This window comes from Pseudomonas sp. rhizo25 (genome assembly GCF_031931935.1).
Taxonomy (GTDB): Bacteria; Pseudomonadota; Gammaproteobacteria; order Pseudomonadales; family Pseudomonadaceae; genus Aquipseudomonas; species Aquipseudomonas synxantha.
Map to the genome: position 1 here is coordinate 344,085 of NZ_JAUJXA010000006.1, position 20,014 is coordinate 364,098.

General features: G+C 60.9%; 15 protein-coding genes. 7 read left to right on the plus strand and 8 right to left on the minus strand.

Annotated features, from left to right (window positions below):
* Positions 1-97: 97 nt before the first annotated feature.
* Positions 98-2,473 (minus strand): phosphoenolpyruvate synthase, encoded by a 2,376-nt coding sequence (gene ppsA, locus QZR30_RS16570; protein WP_043047082.1) that lies wholly within the window; start codon positions 2,471-2,473, stop codon positions 98-100.
* 178 nt (positions 2,474-2,651) lie between these two features.
* Here ppsA and ppsR point away from each other — a divergent pair, with 178 nt between their 5' ends.
* Positions 2,652-3,470 (plus strand): posphoenolpyruvate synthetase regulatory kinase/phosphorylase PpsR, encoded by an 819-nt coding sequence (gene ppsR, locus QZR30_RS16575; protein ID WP_034128357.1) that lies wholly within the window; start codon positions 2,652-2,654, stop codon positions 3,468-3,470.
* Between the two features lie 104 nt (positions 3,471-3,574).
* Here the strand turns inward: ppsR and QZR30_RS16580 are convergent, their stop codons facing one another.
* A complete protein-coding gene (locus QZR30_RS16580; RefSeq protein WP_068967586.1) occupies positions 3,575-4,999 on the minus strand; it encodes an aminotransferase-like domain-containing protein in 1,425 nt (474 codons plus the stop codon).
* Between the two features lie 160 nt (positions 5,000-5,159).
* Here QZR30_RS16580 and QZR30_RS16585 point away from each other — a divergent pair, with 160 nt between their 5' ends.
* The 5 genes from QZR30_RS16585 to QZR30_RS16605 are packed head-to-tail and all read left to right on the plus strand — an operon-like array spanning position 5,160 to position 10,643.
* Positions 5,160-6,053 carry a DMT family transporter gene (locus tag QZR30_RS16585; protein WP_162252745.1) on the plus strand — a complete coding sequence of 298 codons (894 nt, stop codon included), beginning with the start codon at positions 5,160-5,162 and terminating at the stop codon, positions 6,051-6,053.
* A 23-nt stretch (positions 6,054-6,076) separates the two neighbouring features.
* Positions 6,077-7,939: a molybdopterin-synthase adenylyltransferase MoeB gene (gene moeB / locus QZR30_RS16590; protein ID WP_056845657.1), complete on the plus strand. Its 1,863-nt coding sequence runs from the start codon at positions 6,077-6,079 to the stop codon at positions 7,937-7,939.
* 16 nt (positions 7,940-7,955) lie between these two features.
* Entirely contained in the window at positions 7,956-8,870 is a 915-nt protein-coding gene (locus QZR30_RS16595; protein ID WP_046072693.1) for a PLP-dependent cysteine synthase family protein, read from the plus strand.
* 37 nt (positions 8,871-8,907) lie between these two features.
* Entirely contained in the window at positions 8,908-9,900 is a 993-nt protein-coding gene (locus QZR30_RS16600) for a serine O-acetyltransferase (protein ID WP_046071656.1), read from the plus strand.
* Between the two features lie 2 nt (positions 9,901-9,902).
* Positions 9,903-10,643 (plus strand): alanyl-tRNA editing protein, encoded by a 741-nt coding sequence (locus QZR30_RS16605; protein WP_059397814.1) that lies wholly within the window; start codon positions 9,903-9,905, stop codon positions 10,641-10,643.
* 134 nt (positions 10,644-10,777) lie between these two features.
* Here the strand turns inward: QZR30_RS16605 and prpD are convergent, their stop codons facing one another.
* The 6 genes from prpD to QZR30_RS16635 form a co-directional block, all read right to left on the minus strand.
* Positions 10,778-12,262, minus strand: a complete 1,485-nt coding sequence (gene prpD / locus QZR30_RS16610) for a 2-methylcitrate dehydratase (RefSeq protein WP_311903701.1) — start codon at positions 12,260-12,262, stop codon at positions 10,778-10,780.
* Positions 12,263-12,440: 178 nt separating this feature from the next.
* Positions 12,441-13,631, minus strand: coding sequence for a 2-methylaconitate cis-trans isomerase PrpF (gene prpF / locus QZR30_RS16615; protein WP_311903702.1), 1,191 nt, complete (start codon positions 13,629-13,631; stop codon positions 12,441-12,443).
* 11 nt (positions 13,632-13,642) lie between these two features.
* Positions 13,643-16,237 (minus strand): Fe/S-dependent 2-methylisocitrate dehydratase AcnD, encoded by a 2,595-nt coding sequence (gene acnD / locus QZR30_RS16620; RefSeq protein ID WP_046071652.1) that lies wholly within the window; start codon positions 16,235-16,237, stop codon positions 13,643-13,645.
* A gap of 191 nt (positions 16,238-16,428) precedes the next feature.
* Positions 16,429-17,556 (minus strand): bifunctional 2-methylcitrate synthase/citrate synthase, encoded by a 1,128-nt coding sequence (gene prpC / locus QZR30_RS16625; protein WP_046071651.1) that lies wholly within the window; start codon positions 17,554-17,556, stop codon positions 16,429-16,431.
* 42 nt (positions 17,557-17,598) lie between these two features.
* A complete protein-coding gene (gene prpB, locus QZR30_RS16630; RefSeq protein WP_046071650.1) occupies positions 17,599-18,492 on the minus strand; it encodes a methylisocitrate lyase in 894 nt (297 codons plus the stop codon).
* Positions 18,489-19,202 carry a GntR family transcriptional regulator gene (locus QZR30_RS16635; RefSeq protein WP_056845663.1) on the minus strand — a complete coding sequence of 238 codons (714 nt, stop codon included), beginning with the start codon at positions 19,200-19,202 and terminating at the stop codon, positions 18,489-18,491. Before QZR30_RS16635 ends, prpB begins: the two co-directional genes overlap by 4 nt.
* Positions 19,203-19,473: 271 nt before the next feature.
* On the opposite strand from QZR30_RS16635, the gene rloA reads away from it, so the two are divergent.
* Positions 19,474-20,010 carry a retropepsin-like aspartic peptidase RloA gene (rloA, locus tag QZR30_RS16640; protein ID WP_046071648.1) on the plus strand — a complete coding sequence of 179 codons (537 nt, stop codon included), beginning with the start codon at positions 19,474-19,476 and terminating at the stop codon, positions 20,008-20,010.
* Positions 20,011-20,014: the final 4 nt, after the last annotated feature.

Consider the following 20,014-nt stretch of genomic DNA (forward strand, 5'->3'; position numbering starts at 1 on the left):
GCACAAAAAAGGGCGGCGTCCGCAAGGAGTTCCGCCCTGTACAGATAAGAATGCCGGTCACCCTCTACGAGTGACCGGCACTTTTGACATAGCGACCTTAGGCCGACGCTTGGCCTTCCGCCAGGAAGAACCAGGTTTCCAGCACGGAATCGGGGTTCAGCGAGACGCTTTCGATGCCCTGCTCCATCAGCCATTTGGCCAGGTCAGGGTGGTCTGAAGGGCCTTGGCCGCAGATCCCGATGTACTTGCCGGCCTTGTTACAGGCCTGGATGGCGTTGGCCAGCAGCTTCTTGACCGCAGGGTTACGCTCGTCGAACAGGTGAGCGATGATCCCCGAGTCGCGGTCCAGGCCCAGGGTCAGCTGGGTCAGGTCGTTGGAGCCGATGGAGAACCCATCGAAGAACTCCAGGAACTCTTCGGCCAGGATGGCGTTGGACGGCAACTCGCACATCATGATCACGCGCAGGCCGTTCTCGCCACGAGTCAGGCCGTTTTCGGCGAGCAGGTCGACCACCTGGCTCGCTTCGCCCAGGGTGCGCACAAATGGCACCATGATCTCGACGTTGGTCAGGCCCATCTCGTTGCGCACGCGCTTGAGTGCACGGCACTCGAGCTCGAAGCAGTCACGGAAGGCTTCGCTGATGTAGCGCGAAGCACCGCGGAAGCCCAGCATCGGATTTTCTTCTTCCGGCTCGTAGAGCTTGCCGCCGATCAGGTTGGCGTATTCGTTGGACTTGAAGTCCGACAGGCGCACGATGACTTTTTTCGGATAGAACGCCGCCGCCAGGGTACTGATGCCTTCCACCAGTTTCTCGACGTAGAAGCCTACCGGGTCGTTGTAGCCGGCAATGCGCTTGTCGACGCTTTCCTTGATGTCCAGCGGCAGGCCGTCGTAGTTCAACAGAGCCTTGGGGTGCACGCCGATCATGCGGTTGATGATGAACTCCAGGCGGGCCAGGCCCACACCGGCGTTCGGCAACTGCGCGAAGTCGAAGGCGCGATCCGGGTTGCCGACGTTCATCATGATCTTGAACGGCAGGTCAGGCATGGCGTCGATGGAGTTCTGCTTGATATCGAAGCCCAGCTCACCTTCGAAGATGAAGCCAGTGTCGCCTTCGGCGCAGGACACGGTCACACCTTGGCCGTCCTTGAGCAGTTGGGTGGCGTTGCCGCAACCGACTACCGCAGGAATCCCCAGCTCACGGGCGATGATCGCCGCGTGGCAGGTGCGCCCGCCACGGTTGGTGACAATGGCGCTGGCACGTTTCATCACCGGTTCCCAGTCCGGGTCGGTCATGTCGGAGACCAGCACGTCGCCGGGCTGGACCTTGTCCATCTCGGACACGTCCTTGATGATCCGCACCTTGCCGGCGCCGATGCGCTGGCCGATGGCACGGCCTTCCACCAGCACGGTGCCGGTTTCCTTCAACAGGTAGCGTTCCATGACATTGGCCGAAGTGCGGCTCTTCACGGTCTCGGGACGGGCCTGCACGATATACAGCTTGCCGTCGTCACCGTCCTTGGCCCACTCGATGTCCATCGGGCACTTGTAGTGCTTCTCGATGATCATCGCTTGTTTGGCCAGCTCGCTGACTTCAGCGTCGGTCAGGCAGAAACGCGCGCGCTCGGCCTTGTCGACGTCAACGGTTTTCACCGAGCGACCGGCCTTGGCCTCGTCGCCGTAGATCATCTTGATCGCCTTGCTGCCCAGGTTACGGCGCAGGATGGCCGGGCGGCCGGCCTCAAGGGTGTGCTTGTGCACGTAGAATTCGTCGGGGTTGACCGCGCCTTGCACGACGGTTTCGCCCAGGCCGTAGGCACCCGTGATAAATACCACGTCACGGAAGCCCGATTCGGTGTCCAGGGTGAACATCACGCCGGCCGTGCCGGTTTCCGAACGCACCATGCGCTGCACGCCGGCAGACAGGGCCACCAGCTTGTGGTCGAAACCCTGGTGGACGCGGTAGGAGATCGCCCGATCATTGAACAGCGAGGCGAAGACTTCCTTGGCTGCGCGGATCACGTTTTCCACGCCGCGGATGTTCAGGAAGGTCTCTTGCTGGCCGGCGAAGGAGGCGTCCGGCAAATCTTCGGCGGTCGCCGAAGAGCGCACGGCCACGGCCATGTCCGGGTTACCGGCGGAAAGGGTCGCGAAGGCGGTACGGATTTCTTCGTTGAGCTTCTCGGGGAACTCGGCTTCCATGATCCATTGGCGGATCTGGGCGCCGGTCTTGGCCAGGGCGTTGACGTCGTCGACGTCCAGGGCATCCAGCGCGGCGTGGATCTGGGCGTTGAGGCCGCTCAGCTCGAGGAAGTCGCGGTAAGCCTGGGCCGTGGTGGCGAAACCACCGGGCACCGAGACACCAGCGCCTGCAAGATTACTGATCATCTCGCCGAGGGATGCGTTCTTGCCCCCTACGTGCTCTACATCATGGACGCCGAGCTTATCGAGGGAAACTACGTACTCTACCAAGGTGATCTCTCCACTTTCTGTGTTGGAAAAGCTCAGGACGCCGGCTGCTCAGTAGGAGCTAACGCCAGCGCTTGTGGCCTGGACCTGGAAAATAAGTGAGAATGCGGCCCACTGCGGGACGGCAAAATCGCGCCTATCATATCCAAGATTCGCCATCAGCTTAAGGCCCAGGGCTCAAATGAAACGATCTGCTTTCTTTATCTCCGACGGCACCGGCATCACAGCCGAAACATTGGGCCAGAGCCTGCTCGCGCAGTTCGAAAACATTACCTTCGCCAAATTCACACGGCCTTATATAGACAGCGTGGATAAAGCGCGGGCCATGGTACAACAAATCAATCTGGCGGCTGAAAAAGACGGATTTCGTCCGATCATTTTCGACACCATCGTCAATCAAGACATTCGTGAGATTCTCGCAACGTCGAATGGTTTCATGATCGACATTTTCTCGACCTTCCTGGCGCCGTTGGAACAGGAGTTGAGTGAACACTCCTCCTACTCCGTCGGCAAGTCCCACTCCATCGGGCACAACTCCAACTATATGGAGCGGATCGAGGCGGTGAACTTCGCCCTCGACAACGATGATGGCGCCCGCACCCACTACTACGACAAGGCCGACCTGATCCTGGTGGGCGTGTCCCGCTGCGGCAAGACCCCGACCTGCCTGTACATGGCCATGCAATTTGGCATCCGCGCGGCCAACTACCCGCTGACCGAAGATGACATGGAGCACCTGACGTTGCCCACGGCCCTGCGCGCCCATTCGCACAAGCTGTTCGGCCTCACGATTGACCCGGATCGGCTGACCGCCATCCGCAACGAGCGCAAGCCCAACAGCCGCTATTCCAGCTACGCCCAGTGTGAGTTTGAAGTGCGCGAAGTAGAAAATCTGTTCCGGCGCGAGAATATTGCGCACATCAATTCCACGCATTTTTCGGTGGAAGAGATTTCAGCGAAGATTTTGGTGGAGAAGGGTGTGGAGCGGCGCTTCAAGTAATCTCTGTCGCCTGATCTGACGCTATCGCAGGAAAGCCTGCTCCCACAGTTGGAATGCGTTCTCCTGTGGGAGCTGGCTTGCCTGCGATGAACGGTAACGCGGATTTACAGATGAAACCGCCCGCCCCCCTGCCCCAACGCCGTCGCCAGCGCATCAAACCCCTCGCGCAGTAACTGATCATCGCCAGATGTATTGCAGATACTCGCCCGGATAAACTGCGGCACCGCCGTCTGCCCCACGGCGAACGCCTCGGCAGTGGCAATCAGGTAATTATTCTGCTTGAGCTCTGCCTCGATTTCCGACGCACGCCATGGCTCCGGCACCTCAATCCAGAAGTGTGGGCTATTAAGGTGAGTGCGATAGGCCAGGCCATCGAGCAGGTCGCTGACCAAGGCTTTGCGACGGCTGATTTCGTTGATCTGCTGGCGCAGCAGGTACTCCGCCGTGCCGTTCTCGATCCATTGAGTGGCCAGCTCCAGGGTCACGGGCGTGGCCATCCAGCAGGTCGAGCGCAGTGCCGCCGAGATGCGGCTGACCAGTGCCGGTGGCGCGTGCACGTAGCCAACCCGCAAGCCTGCCGACACCGCCTTGCTGAGGCTACTGATCAAAATCGTACGCTCAGGCGCGAAATAGCTGAGGGGCGGCGGACGATCTTCCACCAGCACGCCGTGGGCTTCGTCCTCAAGAATCAGCAGGTTGTGTTCCCGGCACACCTTTGCCAGGGCTTCGCGGCGCGCAACCGATAACACCGCCGTCGTCGGGTTCTGAATAGTCGGCGTGCAGTACAACGCCGAAATCCGGTGATTACGACAGACCTCGTCCAGCGCCGTAGGCAGCACGCCCTCCTCATCCATGTCCAGGCCAATCAGCCGTATGCCGAGCATGCGTGCAGCGGTAATCAGCCCGGGATACGTCAGTTGCTCGGTGACCACCGTATCGCCGGCGCGCAGCAACGCCATCATCGCGCACAACAAGCCATGCTGACCGCCGTTGACGCAGATGACCTGCTCGGGGATCGGATGAAAATCGCGCTGCACCAACCATTGGGCACCGGCTTCACGGTACCGCGGCAGGCCGGCGTCGGGGGTGTAGGCACTGATGTCCTGAAGAAACTTGGCGTTGGTCGACAGGGTTTGGAAGCTCTGGGCGAGAAACGCCGTCTCCTGCCCAGGAATATGCATGTTGCGGCTCATGTCGAAGTATTGGCGCGGCTCCTCGCTGAAATTGCGAAAGCCTTCATCGCGCTGACGCTCCATCCCACGCTTGCGCACGAAGGTTCCATCACCTACTCGCGCGACCACCAACCCCAAGCGCTCCAGCTCACCATAGGCGCGGCTGATGGTGCCGATGGTCACCCCCAGATTGTCGGAAAGCACCCGATGGGGAGGCAGTTTTCGTCCCGGTTCAATCAAGCCTTCGAGGATGCCCCTCTCCATGACATCGGACAAGCGCTTGTACTTCACGCCCTGCCCGCTGGACAACCCCTCACGCATAATTGACACCATGTCAATATTTGTTTTGACAGTCATCTTTTGCCCTAATAGTGTGCTTTTACGGGTTCAATCGCCGATAAACATACCTCATTACAAGTTCAATATAGAGTTCAATTTCGGCTCAGGGAAGCAATAAACGATGCCAATGTCCGCCGTTCTCGAAAACACTGCAAAAACAAAAACGCAAAAACAGTGGTTGGCCGGGCTGGTGACCAGCGTGATGTTCCTCATCGTATGCCTGAGCTGGGGCACCACCTGGCTGGGCATCAAGATTGCCGTGGAGAGCGTGCCGCCGCTGACCTCCGCCGGCCTGCGCTTCCTGATCGCCTTCCCGCTGTTCCTGTGTTTTGCCCTGGTACGGCGCGAGCCGATCCTGTTCCCCCGGGAAAGTCGCTGGTTCTTCGTGTTCGTGACCCTGTCCTACTTCAGCATTCCTTATTACCTGCTCAACTACGGCGAGATGCATGTGTCGTCCGGCCTCACCGCCCTGCTGTTCAGCTGCATGCCGGTGTTCATCCTGATCTTTTCCGCGCTGTTCCTGCGTGAGCGCATCTACTTCTCCCAGGTAGTCGGCATCGGCATCGGTTTCGCCAGCCTCTACATGATCATCAGAAGCCAGGGCCTGCACCTGGACCACGCCGAGTTCTTCGGTGTGCTGGCCATCCTGAGCGCGGCGATCATGCATGCCTTGTGCTATGTCATCACCAAGCAAAAAGGCAGCGCCATCAGCGTGATTACCTACAACACCCTGCCCATCGGCATTGCCGGGCTGATGCTGTTCGTGGCCGGCCTGTGGTTTGAAACACCGGTCTTCCACGCCATCACCCTGCGTTCCTGGAGTGCGCTGTTCTACCTGGGGCTGGTGGCCTCGGTAGGCGGGTTCATCGTGTATTTCATGCTGCTCAAGCGCCTGAGCCCGATCATCCTGTCGTTCGTGTTCATTATCTTCCCGGTGTTCGCGGTCATCATCGGTGCCTGGTACGAAGGCGTGGAAATTTCCCGTGACCTGATGCTGTACTCGGCGATCCTGCTGGCCGGCTTTGCGATTACCAAGTTGCCCATCGAAAAACTCCTGGCCAAGAAAAATTGACCCCCAACCAACGCGAGAGAAACATGGAAGTCCTCCGCCCCACCGCCCTGGAACAAATCTACGCCCACGCCAGCCGCAGCTACCCTGAGGAATGTTGCGGTTTTGTCTTCGCCGACGGCAGCGTGTACCTGGGCAACAATATCCAGAACGAGTTGCACCGCAAGAACCCCGAGATATACCCGCGCAGCGCGGCCAACGGCTACACCTTCTCGGTGGCCGACACCTTGTTGATGAACAAGGCGTTTCGCAGCGACAACCCGGTGGTGGTGATCTACCACTCGCACCCGGATGTCGGCGCTTATTTCAGTGACGAAGACCAGGACAAGGCGCTGTTCCTGGGGGAGCCGATCTACCCCGTCAGCTATCTGGTGGTGGATGTTCGCCAGGGCCAGGCCCTGGGTTCAAAGCTGTTTGCCTGGGATGGCAAGCATTTCGCCCTTCAACCCTTCAACGACCTGCACACGGAGTTGTCCATGAACGCTGTCTCTTTCCCCGACATCCTGGTCCGCGTGGCCAAGCTGCCGGAATCAACCCTCGAGGGCACTGGATCGACATTGCGCGAAGTCATTGAAAACCTCTGCAGCAGTTACCCGCAGTTGCGCCAGCACCTGTTTCATGAAAACAACAACCAGCTCAAGGAACACTTCCTGTTCACCGCCGAGGAAGAACTGATCGAGGCCGACGAACGTTTGCCGGAAAAAGCCCGCATCGAAGTGTTGCTTGCCACCTCCGGCGGCATGGACGTCGATACCCTGAGCAATGAAGAAGTGCAGCGCTACGTGCGCCACATCACCCTGCCCGGCGTCGGTCGCGAGGGCCAGTTGAACCTGAAGAAAGCCAAGGTGCTGATCATCGGCACCGGCGGCCTGGGCTCGCCGATCAGCCTGTACCTGGCGGCGGCCGGCATCGGCACCCTAGGGCTGGTGGACTTTGATGTGGTGGAAAGCAGCAACCTGCAACGCCAGGTTGTCCATGGCAACAGCACCCTGGGGATGCCCAAGGTCGAGTCCGCCAAGCAACGCCTGCAAGACCTCAACCGCCATATCCAGATCAACGCCCACGACACGGCGCTCAACGCCGACAATGCCCTGGAGCTGGTGGGCGCCTATGACCTGGTGATCGACGGCACCGATAATTTTGACACCCGCTACCTGGTTAACGACGCCTGCGTACAGCTGGGCAAGCCCTTGGTGTACGGTGCCATCTACCGCTTCGATGGGCAGATCAGCGTGCTGAACTATAAAGGCGGGCCATGCTATCGCTGCCTGTTTCCCAAGGCTCCCCCTGCCGAACTGGCGCCCAATTGCAGCGCCGGCGGCGTGATCGGCGTGCTCCCGGGCGTGGTGGGAATGATCCAGGCTACCGAGGCGATCAAGTTACTCATCGGCATTGGCGAGCCCCTGTCCGGGCGCCTGATGCGCTTCGACGCGCTGGCAATGAAATTCAGCGAGATCCGCTTCAAGCGCCGCGCCGACTGCCCTTGCTGCTCGGAGCTGCGCCACAGCGAAACCCTGGCCCCGGCGATCTGCGCAGATGCCGTACCAAGCCAACCATCGCTAGCGGCAGAGCGCTACATAAAGCCCCAAGGCCTCAAGCAAGTGCTCGAACACCCCAGCAGCGCCGATGTACTGCTGGATGTGCGCGACGCCAGCGAACTGGAAGTGTGCAAACTACCGGGCGTGGTGCATATCCCCCTGGCCGAGCTGGATGGGCAATTGGCCAACCTGAGCCGCGACAACACCCATTACCTGATCTGCTACGCGGGCACCCGTGCCGAGCAAGCCGCCAGCACCTTGCTGGCGGCCGGCTTTGCCAATACCAAAGTCCTGCAGGGCGGTATGAAGCACTGGGTTCGCGACGTCGAACCCGACATGCCTTTGTACTGATCGTGGGGGCTTGCTGATGTTGCATAACTCGATTCTCGACGTCATCGGCCAGACGCCGATCGTGCGCCTGGCGCAGTTTTCCGAAGACCTTGGCATCGAGGTCTACGCCAAGCTGGAGTCCCTCAACCCCGGCGGCAGCCACAAGGCGCGCATCGCCCTGGGCATGATCCTGGATGCCGAGCGCCGCGGCGTGCTGATCCGTGATTCCGGGCAAACCATTATCGAGCCAAGTGGGGGCAACACCGGCATCGGCCTGGTGATGGCCGGCAACGTGCTCGGCTACAAAGTAGTGCTGGTGATCCCTGACAACTACAGCCCCGAAAAGCAGAAACTGCTGCGCCTGTATGGCGCCAGAGTAGTGCTGTCGGACAGCCGCCTGGGTAACAATTCCCACGGCGAAAAGTGCATGGAACTGCAGTTGGAGAACCCCAACTACGTGATGCTCAACCAGCAGCGCAACGGCGCCAACCCTCAGACCCACCGCGACACCACCGCACCGGAAATCATCCGCGCCTTCGGTGAGCGGCGCGTGGACTACTTCGTCAGCGGTATCGGTACCGGCGGTCATATCACCGGCATCGGCGAAACCCTCAAGGCGGCCTGGCCGGCGCTGCGCATCATGGGGGTGGAGCCGGAAGAATGCGACCTGTTGAAAGACCAGCACGCCGCGCACGCGATCCAGGGCCTGTCGATTGGCCTGATTCCGAGCATCCTCAACCTGGATGTGATCGACGGCATGCTCAAGGTGTCGCACGCGGCCTGCCTGGACATGATCAAACGCATCATGCGTACCGACGCCATCAGCCTGGGGTTGTCCTCGGCCGCCAACATGGTTGCCATCGCCCAACTCGCTCCCGAATTACCGCCTGAAACGGTGGTGTTGACCATGGTCTACGACAATGCCGACAGCTACCTGCCCAGTTTCGAGTAACGGGTTTTCCAACCATCCAGAATGCGGGGGTGCCTCCATGGGGGGCTTTATCGACATGCAACAGCTGCACGATGAGCTGCTGACCCATCTCATCACGACCCTGACGCCCGGACAGATGAAGCAGCTGGAACCGCACCTTGCGCCGCTGATCCAGAACGCGGCCCAGGCGGTGGCCGAAGACCTGATCGCCTACGCCTATCGTGACCCCGCATCACGTGGGCGCGGGGAGTTGATCCTGGAATCCTATGCCTCGTTCAAGGCAGTGCTGTTCTATCGCCTTGCGCATCTGGTGTGGAATTTCCCCGACCCTGGCCACGCGATGTTTTCGCGCATGGCCCTCAAGCTCAGCAACCAGGGCAAGATCCTCTCTGGCGCCGAGATTCACCCGGCGGCGCGCATCGGCCGGCGCTTTGTGCTGGACCACGGCTTCGGCACCGTTATCGGCGAGACCTGTGTGATTGGCAACGACTGCTACATCCTCTGCGGCGTGACCCTGGGCGCACGCGGCATCGCCAACAACCCGGACGGCAAGCGCCACCCGCGCCTGGGCAACAATGTCGAGGTGGGCGCCGGTGCCCGGGTGCTGGGTTATGTGTCGATTGGCGATAACGTGTTTATCAGCCCCTCCTGCGTGATCACCCAGGACGTGCCGGCAGGCACCAAGGTCAAGGTGGTCAACCAGATCCAACTGCAAAAAAACGATGAATCGGACCACAGCAACTACCTCGGCGCCTTTGCCCTGGATGAGCGCTTGCATGTCGTCGGCGAGGTCAGTGCCGGCCACAAGGTCACCGTGCTGGATGCTGACTTTCATCCACTGCAAGGGTTGATGCTCGAGCCCACGGTAAAAGAGCGGCATCACTTGCAATTCCGCCTGCATCGCCTCGACATCGGTGACCAACTGCCGCGCCTGCCGCTGAACCTGAAAGTCTGCGGACCAGAATTTGAAATCACCCTGCTCTCTCCTCCTGGCTTGAGCGCAATGGTGCGCCACCTACTGCAAGCCAGCCCACTGATCGTCGGAGGTTGAAAATGTCCGTGCACACCATGGAAACCCTGGCGCTGTTCGACAGCGCGCCCTACCAGAACGCTTTCAGCGCCCGGGTGATTGCCGTCAGCGAACATGGCATCGCCCTGGAGCACACGCTGTTCTACCCCACCGGCGGCGGGCAACCGGGCGATACCGGCCATCTCACCCTGGCCGATGGCACACGGGTCAAGGTGACGGGTACCGTGCGCGACCCGGTGTTGCGTTCGATCATCTGGCACCAGGTGGCGCATTGCCCCGAGCAATTGACCGCCGGCGTCCAGGTCGACGCGGGGCTGGATTGGGAGCGGCGCTACCAGCACATGAAGATGCACACCTGCCTGCACTTGCTGTGCTCGCTCATCGACGCGCCGGTGACCGGTTGCAGCATCAGCTCGGATAAAGGCCGCCTGGATTTCGACCTGCCGGAAATGACCCTGGACAAAGACAACCTCACCCGCGACCTCAACGCCCTGATCGAACAGGCCCACGCGGTGAAGACCCTGTCGATGCCCGCCACCGAATACGCGACCTTGCTACAGATCACCCGCACTCAGGCGGTTGCGCCACCGGTGGTGTCGGGCTCGGTACGGGTGATTGAGATCCCCGGCATCGATATCCAGCCATGCGGCGGCACCCATGTGCTCAACACCGAGGAAATCGGCCGGGTGTTCTGCGAGAAGATCGAGAAGAAGAGCAAGCACAATCGCAGGGTGATATTGCGGTTTGAACAAGCTTGCGCCTGACCCGATAGTTGCCCCAATGATGGACAAATGTGGGAGGGGGCTTGCTCCCGATAGGGGTGGACCAGTCAATGAATCTGTTGACTGACACCCAGCTATCGGGAGCAAGCCCCCTCCCACATTGGCCGCGTTGTTTTTTAGATCACCAACAGATCCATGAAACGGTTCACAGCCGTGGCCTCAAGCCGTGCCTGATCCTTGCACAACGCAAAAATCTCAGCACTGCGCTGGGCAGTGAACCGCGTGGCCAGGTTGGCTTTGAACTTGTCTTCGAGCAACGGGATACCGTCCACTCGACGGCGACGATGGCCAATCGGGTACTCCACCGCCACTTGCTCGGTGCAAGTGCCATCGGTAAAGAACACTTGGATAGCATTGGCGATGGAGCGCTTGTCGGCTTCCAGGTACTCGCGGCTGTAGCGAGGGTCTTCGACAATGACCATCTTGCCGCGCAACTCATCAATGATCGGGTGGGCCGCGTGGAAGTCATCTTCGTAGTGCTCGGCCACCAGGTTGCCGAACGCCAATGGCACGGCGGTCATGTATTGCAGGCAATGGTCACGGTCGGCGGCGTTGGCCAGTTGACCGACCTTGGAAATGATACGAATCGCCGACTCATGGGTGGTGATCACGATGCGTTCGATTTCATGCAGACGATGCTTGACCTGCGGGTGCAAGGTCACCGCCGCCTCGCAGGCGGTTTGCGCGTGAAACTCCGCCGGGAAACTGATCTTGAACAGCACGTTTTCCATCACGTAGGTGCCGTAGGCCTGAGGCAGGCTGAAGGCGCGCTTGTCTGTGGGCTTGAGCGCCAGGTCCTTGTTGGTGTGGCTGAACAACACGTCGTAGAACCCCCACTGCGGCGCACTCAACACACCGGGGATGCCCATTTCGCCACGCAGGGCGATATCCGCCAGGCGCACACCACGGCTCGATGCATCGCCTGCGGCCCAGGATTTGCGCGAGCCGGCATTCGGTGCATGACGATAGGTGCGCAACGCCTGCCCATCAACGAAAGCGTGAGACAAGGCCGACAGCAGTTGTTCACGATTGGCGCCCATCAGCTTGGCGGTGACAGCGGTGGAGGCGACTTTGACCAGCAGCACGTGGTCAAGGCCGACGCGGTTGAAAGAGTTTTCCAGGGCGATCACCCCCTGGATTTCGTGGGCCATGATCATCGCTTCCAGCACCGCACGCACGGTCAGCGGCGCGTCGCCATTGGCGACGCGCTTTTGCGACAGGTGATCGGCCACCGCGAGGATGCCGCCAAGGTTGTCCGAAGGATGGCCCCATTCAGCGGCGAGCCAGGTGTCGTTGTAATCGAGCCACCGCACGATGCAGCCAATATCCCAGGCAGCCTTGACCGGGTCGAGGCGAAACGAAGTGCCCGGCACGCGCGCGCCGAACGGCACCACGGTGCCCTCCACTATCGGCCCCAGGTGCTTGGTGCACTCGGGGAAGCGCAGGGCCAGCAGGCCACAACCAAGCGTGTCCATCAGGCAATTGCGGGCAGTGTCCAATGCGTCCCGGGAGTCGATGCGGTAGTTGAGGACATAGTCGGCGATGTCCTGCAAAACCTGGTCGTAGTCGGGGCGGTTGTTCTGGTCGACGTTGGCGCTCATGGCAGTTCTCCTAAAAGTTGGGTTGTTCCATCCTCAGGGTCAGGGTTAATCGTTGCGCAGGTCTGATTGCCTGCTTGTATCCCTGTGGGAGGGGGCTTGCTCCCGATGACGGTGGGTCAGTTAATGAATGGGGCGACTGACACCCTGCTATCGGGAGCAAGCCCCCTCCCACATAAAGCTAAAAAGCGTCACCGGGGACGCGCACGAAACCTTCCATCAACACCCGCGCACTGCGGCTCATGATGGCTTTCTTCACCACCCATTCACCGTTTACTTGGCTGGCTTCGGCACCGACGCGCAAGGTGCCGGACGGATGCCCGAAGCGCACGGCATTGCGCTCCACGCCACCCGCCGCCAGGTTGACCAGGGTGCCGGAGATCGCCGCCGCCGTGCCGATCGCTACCGCCGCCGTGCCCATCATGGCGTGGTGCAGTTTGCCCATGGACAGGGCACGCACCAGCAGATCCACATCGCCGGCCTTGATTGCCTTGCCGCTTGAGGCCACGTAATCCGCAGGCTTGGCCACGAAGGCGACCTTGGGCGTGTGCTGGCGCTGGGCGGCTTCGTCCAGGTGCTTGATCAGGCCCATGCGCAACGCGCCATAAGCCCGCACCGTCTCGAACATGGCCAGGGCCTTGGGGTCGCTGTTGATCGCGCCCTGCAGCTCGGTGCCGGTGTAGCCGAGGTCTTGAGCGTCGATGAAAATGGTCGGAATACCGGCGTTGATCAACGTGGCCTTGAAGGTGCCGACGCCCGGTACTTCCAGGTCGTCGATGAGGTTGCCGGTGGGGAACATCGAACCACCGCCGCCCTCTTCTTCCGCCGCCGGATCGATGAATTCCAGCTGGACTTCGGCGGCCGGGAAGGTCACACCGTCCAGTTCGAAGTCGCCGGTTTCCTGCACCGCGCCGTTGGTGATCGGCACATGGGCGATGATGCTCTTGCCAATATTGGCCTGCCATATCCGCACCACCGCCACCCCGTTCTCGGGCACGCGGGCCGGATCAACCAGGCCAGCGCTGATGGCGAACGAGCCCACTGCTGCCGACAGGTTGCCGCAGTTGCCACTCCAATCGACAAACGGCTTGTCGATGGAGACCTGGCCGAACAGATAATCCACGTCGTGATCGGCGCGGCTGCTTTTGGCCAGGATCACGGTTTTGCTGGTACTTGAAGTGGCACCGCCCATGCCGTCGATCTGCTTGTCGTAAGGGTCGGGACTGCCGATGACCCGCAGCAACAAGGCATCGCGGGCCGCCCCCGGCACCTGCGCGACTTCGGGCAGGTCCTTGAGGCTGAAGAACACGCCCTTGCTGGTGCCGCCACGCATGTAGGTGGCGGGGATCTTGATTTGCGCTACGTGTGCCATGGTAGTCCTCTTCAGGCGGTGGCCGCCGATTCCAGGAAATCCTGGGCAAAACGTTGCAACACGCCGCCCGCCTCGTAGATCGACACTTCTTCGGCGGTATCCAGGCGGCACGTCACCGGCACCTCGACACGTTCACCATTCCTGCGGTTGATCACCAGGGTCAGTTGCGCGCGCGGGGTGCGCTCGCCGATCACGTCATAGGTTTCACTGCCGTCGATCTTGAGGGTGTGGCGGTCGGTGCCCGGCAGGAATTCCAGCGGCAACACGCCCATGCCCACCAGGTTGGTGCGGTGAATGCGCTCGAAGCCTTCGGCGGCAATCGCTTCCACACCGGCCAGGCGCACGCCCTTGGCGGCCCAGTCGCGGGACGAGCCCTGGCCGTAGTCGGCACCGGCGATGATGATCAGCGGTTGCTTGCGCTCCATGTAGGTTTCAATCGCTTCCCACATCCGCGTGACCTTGCCTTCCGGCTCGATACGCGCCAGGGAACCCTGCTTGACCTTGCCGTTTTCCTGCACCATTTCGTTGAACAGTTTCGGGTTGGCGAAAGTAGCGCGCTGCGCAGTCAGGTGGTCGCCACGGTGAGTCGCATAGGAGTTGAAGTCGACCTCCGGCAAGCCCATTTTCGCCAGGTATTCACCCGCAGCGCTGTCGAGCATGATCGCGTTGGACGGCGACAGGTGGTCAGTGGTGATGTTGTCCGGCAGTACCGCCAGCGGGCGCATGCCCTTGAGCGGTCGCGCACCGGCCAGCGCGCCTTCCCAGTACGGCGGGCGGCGGATATAGGTGCTCTGCGGGCGCCAGTCGTACAGCGGGGTGACTTTGGGGCCGGTGTCTTCGTGGATCGCGAACATGGGGATGTACACCGCACGGAACTGCTCGGGCTTGACCGACGCCTTGACTACCGCGTCGATCTCTTCATCGCTCGGCCAGATATCTTGCAGGCGGATTTCCTTGCCGTCGGCGTCGAAGCCGAGCACGTCCTTCTCGATATCGAAACGGATGGTGCCGGCAATCGCATAGGCCACCACCAACGGCGGCGACGCCAGGAAGGCTTGCTTGGCGTAGGGGTGGATACGCCCGTCGAAGTTGCGGTTGCCCGACAACACCGCGGTGGCGTACAGGTCGCGGTCGATGATTTCCTGCTGGATCACCGGGTCGAGGGCGCCGGACATGCCGTTGCAGGTAGTGCAGGCAAACGCCACCACGCCGAAACCGAGCTTTTCCAGCTCATGGCCGAGGCCAGCTTCTTCCAGGTACATGGCCACGGTTTTGGAGCCCGGCGCCAGGGATGACTTGACCCACGGCTTGCGGGTCAGCCCGAGCCTGTTGGCGTTGCGCGCCAACAGGCCTGCGGCGATCACGTTGCGCGGGTTACTGGTGTTGGTGCAACTGGTGATGGCAGCGATGATCACCGCGCCGTCGGGCATCTGCCCTGGCACTTCGTCCCATTGGCCGCTGATGCCTTTTGAAGCCAGGTCGCGGGTGGCAACACGGGCGTGGGGGTTGCTCGGGCCGGCCATGTTGCGCACGACGCTGGAGAGGTCGAAGGTCAGCCCGCGCTCGTATTGCGCGCCCTTGAGGTCATCGGCCCACAGGCCGGTGTGGCGGGCGTACTGTTCCACCAGGGTGACTTGCTCATCTTCGCGGCCGGTGAGTTTCAGGTAGGCGATAGTCTGTTGGTCGATATAGAACATCGCTGCCGTGGCGCCGTATTCCGGGGCCATGTTGGAGATAGTTGCGCGGTCGCCCAGGGTCAGTGCCGAAGCCCCTTCGCCGAAGAACTCCAGCCAGGCGCCGACCACTTTCTGCTGGCGCAGGAACTCGGTGAGCGCCAGCACCATGTCGGTGGCGGTGATGCCTGGTTGCAGCTTGCCGGTCAATTCCACACCGACGCTTTCCGGCAGGCGCATCCACGATGCACGGCCGAGCATCACGCTCTCGGCTTCCAGGCCGCCGACGCCGATGGCGATCACGCCCAGGGCGTCCACGTGCGGGGTGTGGCTGTCGGTGCCGACGCAGGTATCCGGAAAGGCAACGCCATCGCGCACCTGGATTACCGGGGACATTTTCTCCAGGTTGATCTGGTGCATGATGCCGTTGCCCGGCGGGATCACATCGACGTTCTTGAAGGCCTTTTTGGTCCACTCGATAAAGTGGAAGCGGTCTTCGTTACGACGGTCTTCGATGGCGCGGTTTTTCTCGAATGCCTGCGGGTCGAAACCACCGGCTTCGACGGCCAGGGAGTGGTCGACGATCAGTTGGGTCGGCACCACCGGGTTGACCTGGGCGGGATCGCCGCCTTGCAGCGCGATAGCATCGCGCAGGCCGGCGAGGTCCACCAGCGCAGTCTGGCCGAGGATGTCATGGCATACCACGCGGGCCGGGAACCACGGGAAGTCGAGATCGCGCTTGCGGTCGATCAACTGACCCAGAGACGCATTGAGGGTGGCCGGGTCGCAACGGCGCACCAGGTTCTCGGCAAGCACGCGCGAGGTGTAGGGCAAGGTGGCGTAGGCGCCGGGGGTGATTGCCTCGACAGCCGCACGAGCGTCGAAGAAATCCAGGCGGCTGCCGGGGAGCGGTTTGCGAAACTCAGTGTTCATCGTCAGGACTCGGTCACGGTGATTACAAAAGGGACCTACTGATCCAGATTTGAAATGCAGTCCAAATGTGGGAGGGGGCTTGCCCCCGATGGCGGTGGTTCAGTGCCAGTTGTTTCAGCTGACAGAATGCTATCGGGGGCAAGCCCCCTCCCACATTTTTGGCCTCATTCCAATTCTGGAAGCGTTGGTTTTCAGCGACGTTCGATTGGCACGAACTTGCGCTGCTCAACGCCGATGTACTCGGCGCTTGGACGGATGATGCGGTTGTTGGCGCGCTGTTCGAACACGTGCGCGGCCCAGCCAGTCAGGCGCGAGCACACGAAGATTGGCGTAAACAATTTGGTCGGGATGCCCATGAAGTGGTACGCCGAGGCATGGTAGAAGTCGGCGTTGGGGAACAGCTTTTTCTGCTCCCACATGGTCTTGTCGATAGCCTCGGAGACCGGGAACAACACGGTGTCGCCCACTTCATCAGCGAGTTTTTTCGACCACCCCTTGATCACTTCATTACGCGGGTCGCTGTCTTTATAGATGGCATGGCCGAACCCCATGATCTTGTCTTTGCGCGCCAACATGCCGAGGGTGCCTTCGACAGCGTCTTCGGCCGAGGAGAAGCGCTCGATCATTTCCATGGCCGCTTCGTTGGCACCACCGTGCAGCGGGCCGCGCAGGGAACCGATGGCGGCGGTGACGCAGGAGTACAGGTCGGACAAGGTCGAGGCACATACCCGAGCAGTGAAGGTCGAGGCGTTGAATTCGTGCTCGGCGTAGAGGATCAGCGATACGTTCATGACCTTGACATGCAGCTCGCTCGGTTTCTTGCCATGCAGCAGGTGCAGGAAATGGCCGCCGATGCTCGCTTCATCAGTCACGCAATCGATGCGTTTACCGTCGTGGCTGAAACGGTACCAGTAGCACATGATCGCCGGGAACGCGGCGAGCAGGCGGTCGGTGACATCGCGCTGCACGCTGAAATCTTTCTCCGGCTCGATATTGCCCAGGAATGAGCAACCGGTGCGCATCACGTCCATTGGGTGGGCGTCGGCGGGGATGCGTTCGAGCACTTCCTTCAGCGCCTGGGGCAAATCACGCAGCTTGCTCAGCTTGGCGCTGTAGGCGGCCAGTTCGGTCTTGGTTGGCAGTTCGCCGTACAGCAGCAGGTAGGCGACTTCTTCAAACTGCGCATCGGCAGCGAGTTCGCGCACGTCGTAGCCGCGATAAGTCAGGCCGGCCCCGGCTTGGCCCACGGTGGACAGAGCAGTCTGCCCGGCCACCTGGCCACGCAGGCCGGCGCCACTCAATACTTTTGCTTCAGCCATGTTCGTTCTCCAATCTTGAATTTATTAGGGAGGCGCACCGCATCACTTTTTCGCGGCAAACAGCGCGTCGAGCTTCTGCTCGAAGGTGTGGTAGTCGATGCGATCGTAGAGCTCCATGCGCGTTTGCATGGTGTCGATCACGTTCTGTTGGGTGCCATCGCGACGGATCGCGGTGTAGACGTTCTCGGCGGCCTTGTTCATGGCACGGAAGGCCGAGAGCGGGTACAGCACAATGGAAACATCGGCAGATTTCAACTGTTCGGTGGTGTACAACGGGGTCGCGCCGAACTCGGTAATGTTAGCCAGAATCGGGGCCTTTACGCGGGAGGCAAACAGCTTGTACATCTCAAGTTCGGTAATGGCTTCCGGGAAGACCATGTCGGCACCGGCTTCGATACAGGCCGCGGCACGCTCAAGGGCGGACTCCAGACCTTCGACAGCCAGGGCGTCGGTGCGCGCCATGATCACGAAACTGTCATCGGTGCGCGCATCCACGGCGGCCTTGATACGGTCGACCATTTCCTGCTGCGACACGATCTCTTTGTTAGGGCGATGCCCGCAGCGCTTGGCACCCACCTGGTCTTCGATATGGATGGCGGCGGCGCCGAACTTGATCATCGACTTGACGGTGCGCGCCACGTTGAACGCCGAGGAGCCGAAACCGGTGTCCACGTCGACCAGCAACGGCAGGTCGCATACGTCGGTGATGCGCCGCACATCGGTGAGTACGTCATCCAGGCCGGTAATACCCAGGTCCGGCACGCCGAGCGAGCCGGCGGCTACCCCGCCACCTGACAAGTAGATCGCCTTGAAACCGGCGCGCTTGGCCAGCAGCGCGTGGTTGGCGTTGATGGCGCCGACCACTTGCAAGGGCTTTTCGCTGGCAACTGCGTCACGGAAACGCTGGCCGGGAGTGCTGTTGTTGTTGGAACTCATGACTCACCTCGTGATGAAGGAGCGCCGTCCGGGAAGTGACGGGCAATGTTGCGTTTGGATGCGCCGATATGTCGGCGCATCAACAGTTCGGCCAGCTCGCCATCGCGATCGGCAATCGCGTCAAGAATGCGGTGATGCTCGGCAAAGGCCTGGCGTGGACGATTGGGAGTGGTGGAGAACTGGATGCGGTACATGCGCACCAGCTGATACAGCTCGCCGCACAGCATCTGCGTCAGGGTACGGTTACCGGCGCCCTGGATGATGCGGTAATGAAAGTCGAAGTCGCCTTCCTGCTGGTAGTAACCGACACCGGCCTGGAACGCCGCATCCCGCTCATGGGTGTGCAATACCTGGCGCAGCTCTTCGATTTCCGCGTCGGTCATGCGCTCGGCAGCCAGGCGGCAGGCCATGCCTTCCAGGGACTCGCGGATTTCATAGAGTTCGATCAGCTCGGCATGGCTCAAAGACACCACCCGCGCGCCAACATGGGGCACGCGTACCAGCAGGCGTTGGCCTTCCAGGCGGTGGATCGCCTCACGCAGCGGGCCGCGGCTGATACCGTAGGTACGCGCCAGCTCCGGCTCGGAGATCTTGCTGCCGGGGGCAATCTCACCCTTGACGATAGCCGCCTGGATACGCCGGAAGACGTTCTCAGACATGGTTTGGGATTCGTCTGACGTCGCTATCGGAATTTCCGCCTGATCGAGCATATTGTCGACACCTTTCAAATCAATGCGGCAAAAACTAGCCAATCACCCCGCAATAGTCAAAGAATAAATAGGTATTGTCGACAATCGTCTAATACGCTCGCTTTACTTATGCCGGGCATGGCCGCCTGCCAGCGCTGGCGCCAAAAAAGCATCATGTTAGAATGCCCGGCGTATTTGCCTGACATCTCTGGATGAAACGGCGCACGAGGGAGTTTGCGCAGCAATGCCAGTCGCCTTGAATTGAACATCGCACGGCACCGCCTCAGGATTTATGAGACTCAAGCCCTTCCCCCTGTTTTTCTGCCTTCTGTTTATACCCAGCCTCGGCATCGCCGCCGAGAAGACGGTGTATGGCCTCAATGAATACGCCAAGCTGGACGGTATCGATCTGGAAGTCGCGGCCAAGCTCGACACCGGCGCCAAGACCGCCTCGCTGAGTGCCCGTGACATCAAGCGATTCAAGCGCAACGGCGAATCCTGGGTGCGCTTCTACCTGGCCATCGACACCGCCCACTCCCACCCCATCGAACGCCCCCTGGCCCGCGTCAGCAAGATCAAGCGCCGCGCCGGTGACTATGACCCCGATGAGGACAAGAACTACACCGCCCGTCCGGTGATTGCCCTGGACATCTGCATGGGCACTGCTTTACGCAGCATAGAAGTGAACTTGACTGACCGCAGCGCTTTCCAATACCCGCTGCTGATCGGCTCCGAAGCGCTCAAACGCTTTGATGCGCTGGTCGACCCCAGTCTTAAATACGCAGCAGGCAAACCTGCCTGCGCCGCCGACGCTCATACCGCCGAGTAAACCG

What these genes read in the sequence shown, in the direction of transcription:
- QZR30_RS16635 (WP_056845663.1), bottom strand. Translation starts at nt 19,202, where the DNA reads ATGCTCGATCAGGCGGAAATTCCGATAGCGACGTCAGACGAATCCCAA.
- QZR30_RS16605 (WP_059397814.1), top strand. Translation starts at nt 9,903, where the DNA reads ATGTCCGTGCACACCATGGAAACCCTGGCGCTGTTCGACAGCGCGCCC.
- QZR30_RS16595 (WP_046072693.1), top strand. Translation starts at nt 7,956, where the DNA reads ATGTTGCATAACTCGATTCTCGACGTCATCGGCCAGACGCCGATCGTG.
- ppsR (WP_034128357.1), top strand. Translation starts at nt 2,652, where the DNA reads ATGAAACGATCTGCTTTCTTTATCTCCGACGGCACCGGCATCACAGCC.
- rloA (WP_046071648.1), top strand. Translation starts at nt 19,474, where the DNA reads ATGAGACTCAAGCCCTTCCCCCTGTTTTTCTGCCTTCTGTTTATACCC.
- prpC (WP_046071651.1), bottom strand. Translation starts at nt 17,556, where the DNA reads ATGGCTGAAGCAAAAGTATTGAGTGGCGCCGGCCTGCGTGGCCAGGTG.
- prpF (WP_311903702.1), bottom strand. Translation starts at nt 13,631, where the DNA reads ATGGCACACGTAGCGCAAATCAAGATCCCCGCCACCTACATGCGTGGC.
- prpD (WP_311903701.1), bottom strand. Translation starts at nt 12,262, where the DNA reads ATGAGCGCCAACGTCGACCAGAACAACCGCCCCGACTACGACCAGGTT.
- acnD (WP_046071652.1), bottom strand. Translation starts at nt 16,237, where the DNA reads ATGAACACTGAGTTTCGCAAACCGCTCCCCGGCAGCCGCCTGGATTTC.
- QZR30_RS16600 (WP_046071656.1), top strand. Translation starts at nt 8,908, where the DNA reads ATGGGGGGCTTTATCGACATGCAACAGCTGCACGATGAGCTGCTGACC.
- moeB (WP_056845657.1), top strand. Translation starts at nt 6,077, where the DNA reads ATGGAAGTCCTCCGCCCCACCGCCCTGGAACAAATCTACGCCCACGCC.
- prpB (WP_046071650.1), bottom strand. Translation starts at nt 18,492, where the DNA reads ATGAGTTCCAACAACAACAGCACTCCCGGCCAGCGTTTCCGTGACGCA.
- QZR30_RS16580 (WP_068967586.1), bottom strand. Translation starts at nt 4,999, where the DNA reads ATGACTGTCAAAACAAATATTGACATGGTGTCAATTATGCGTGAGGGG.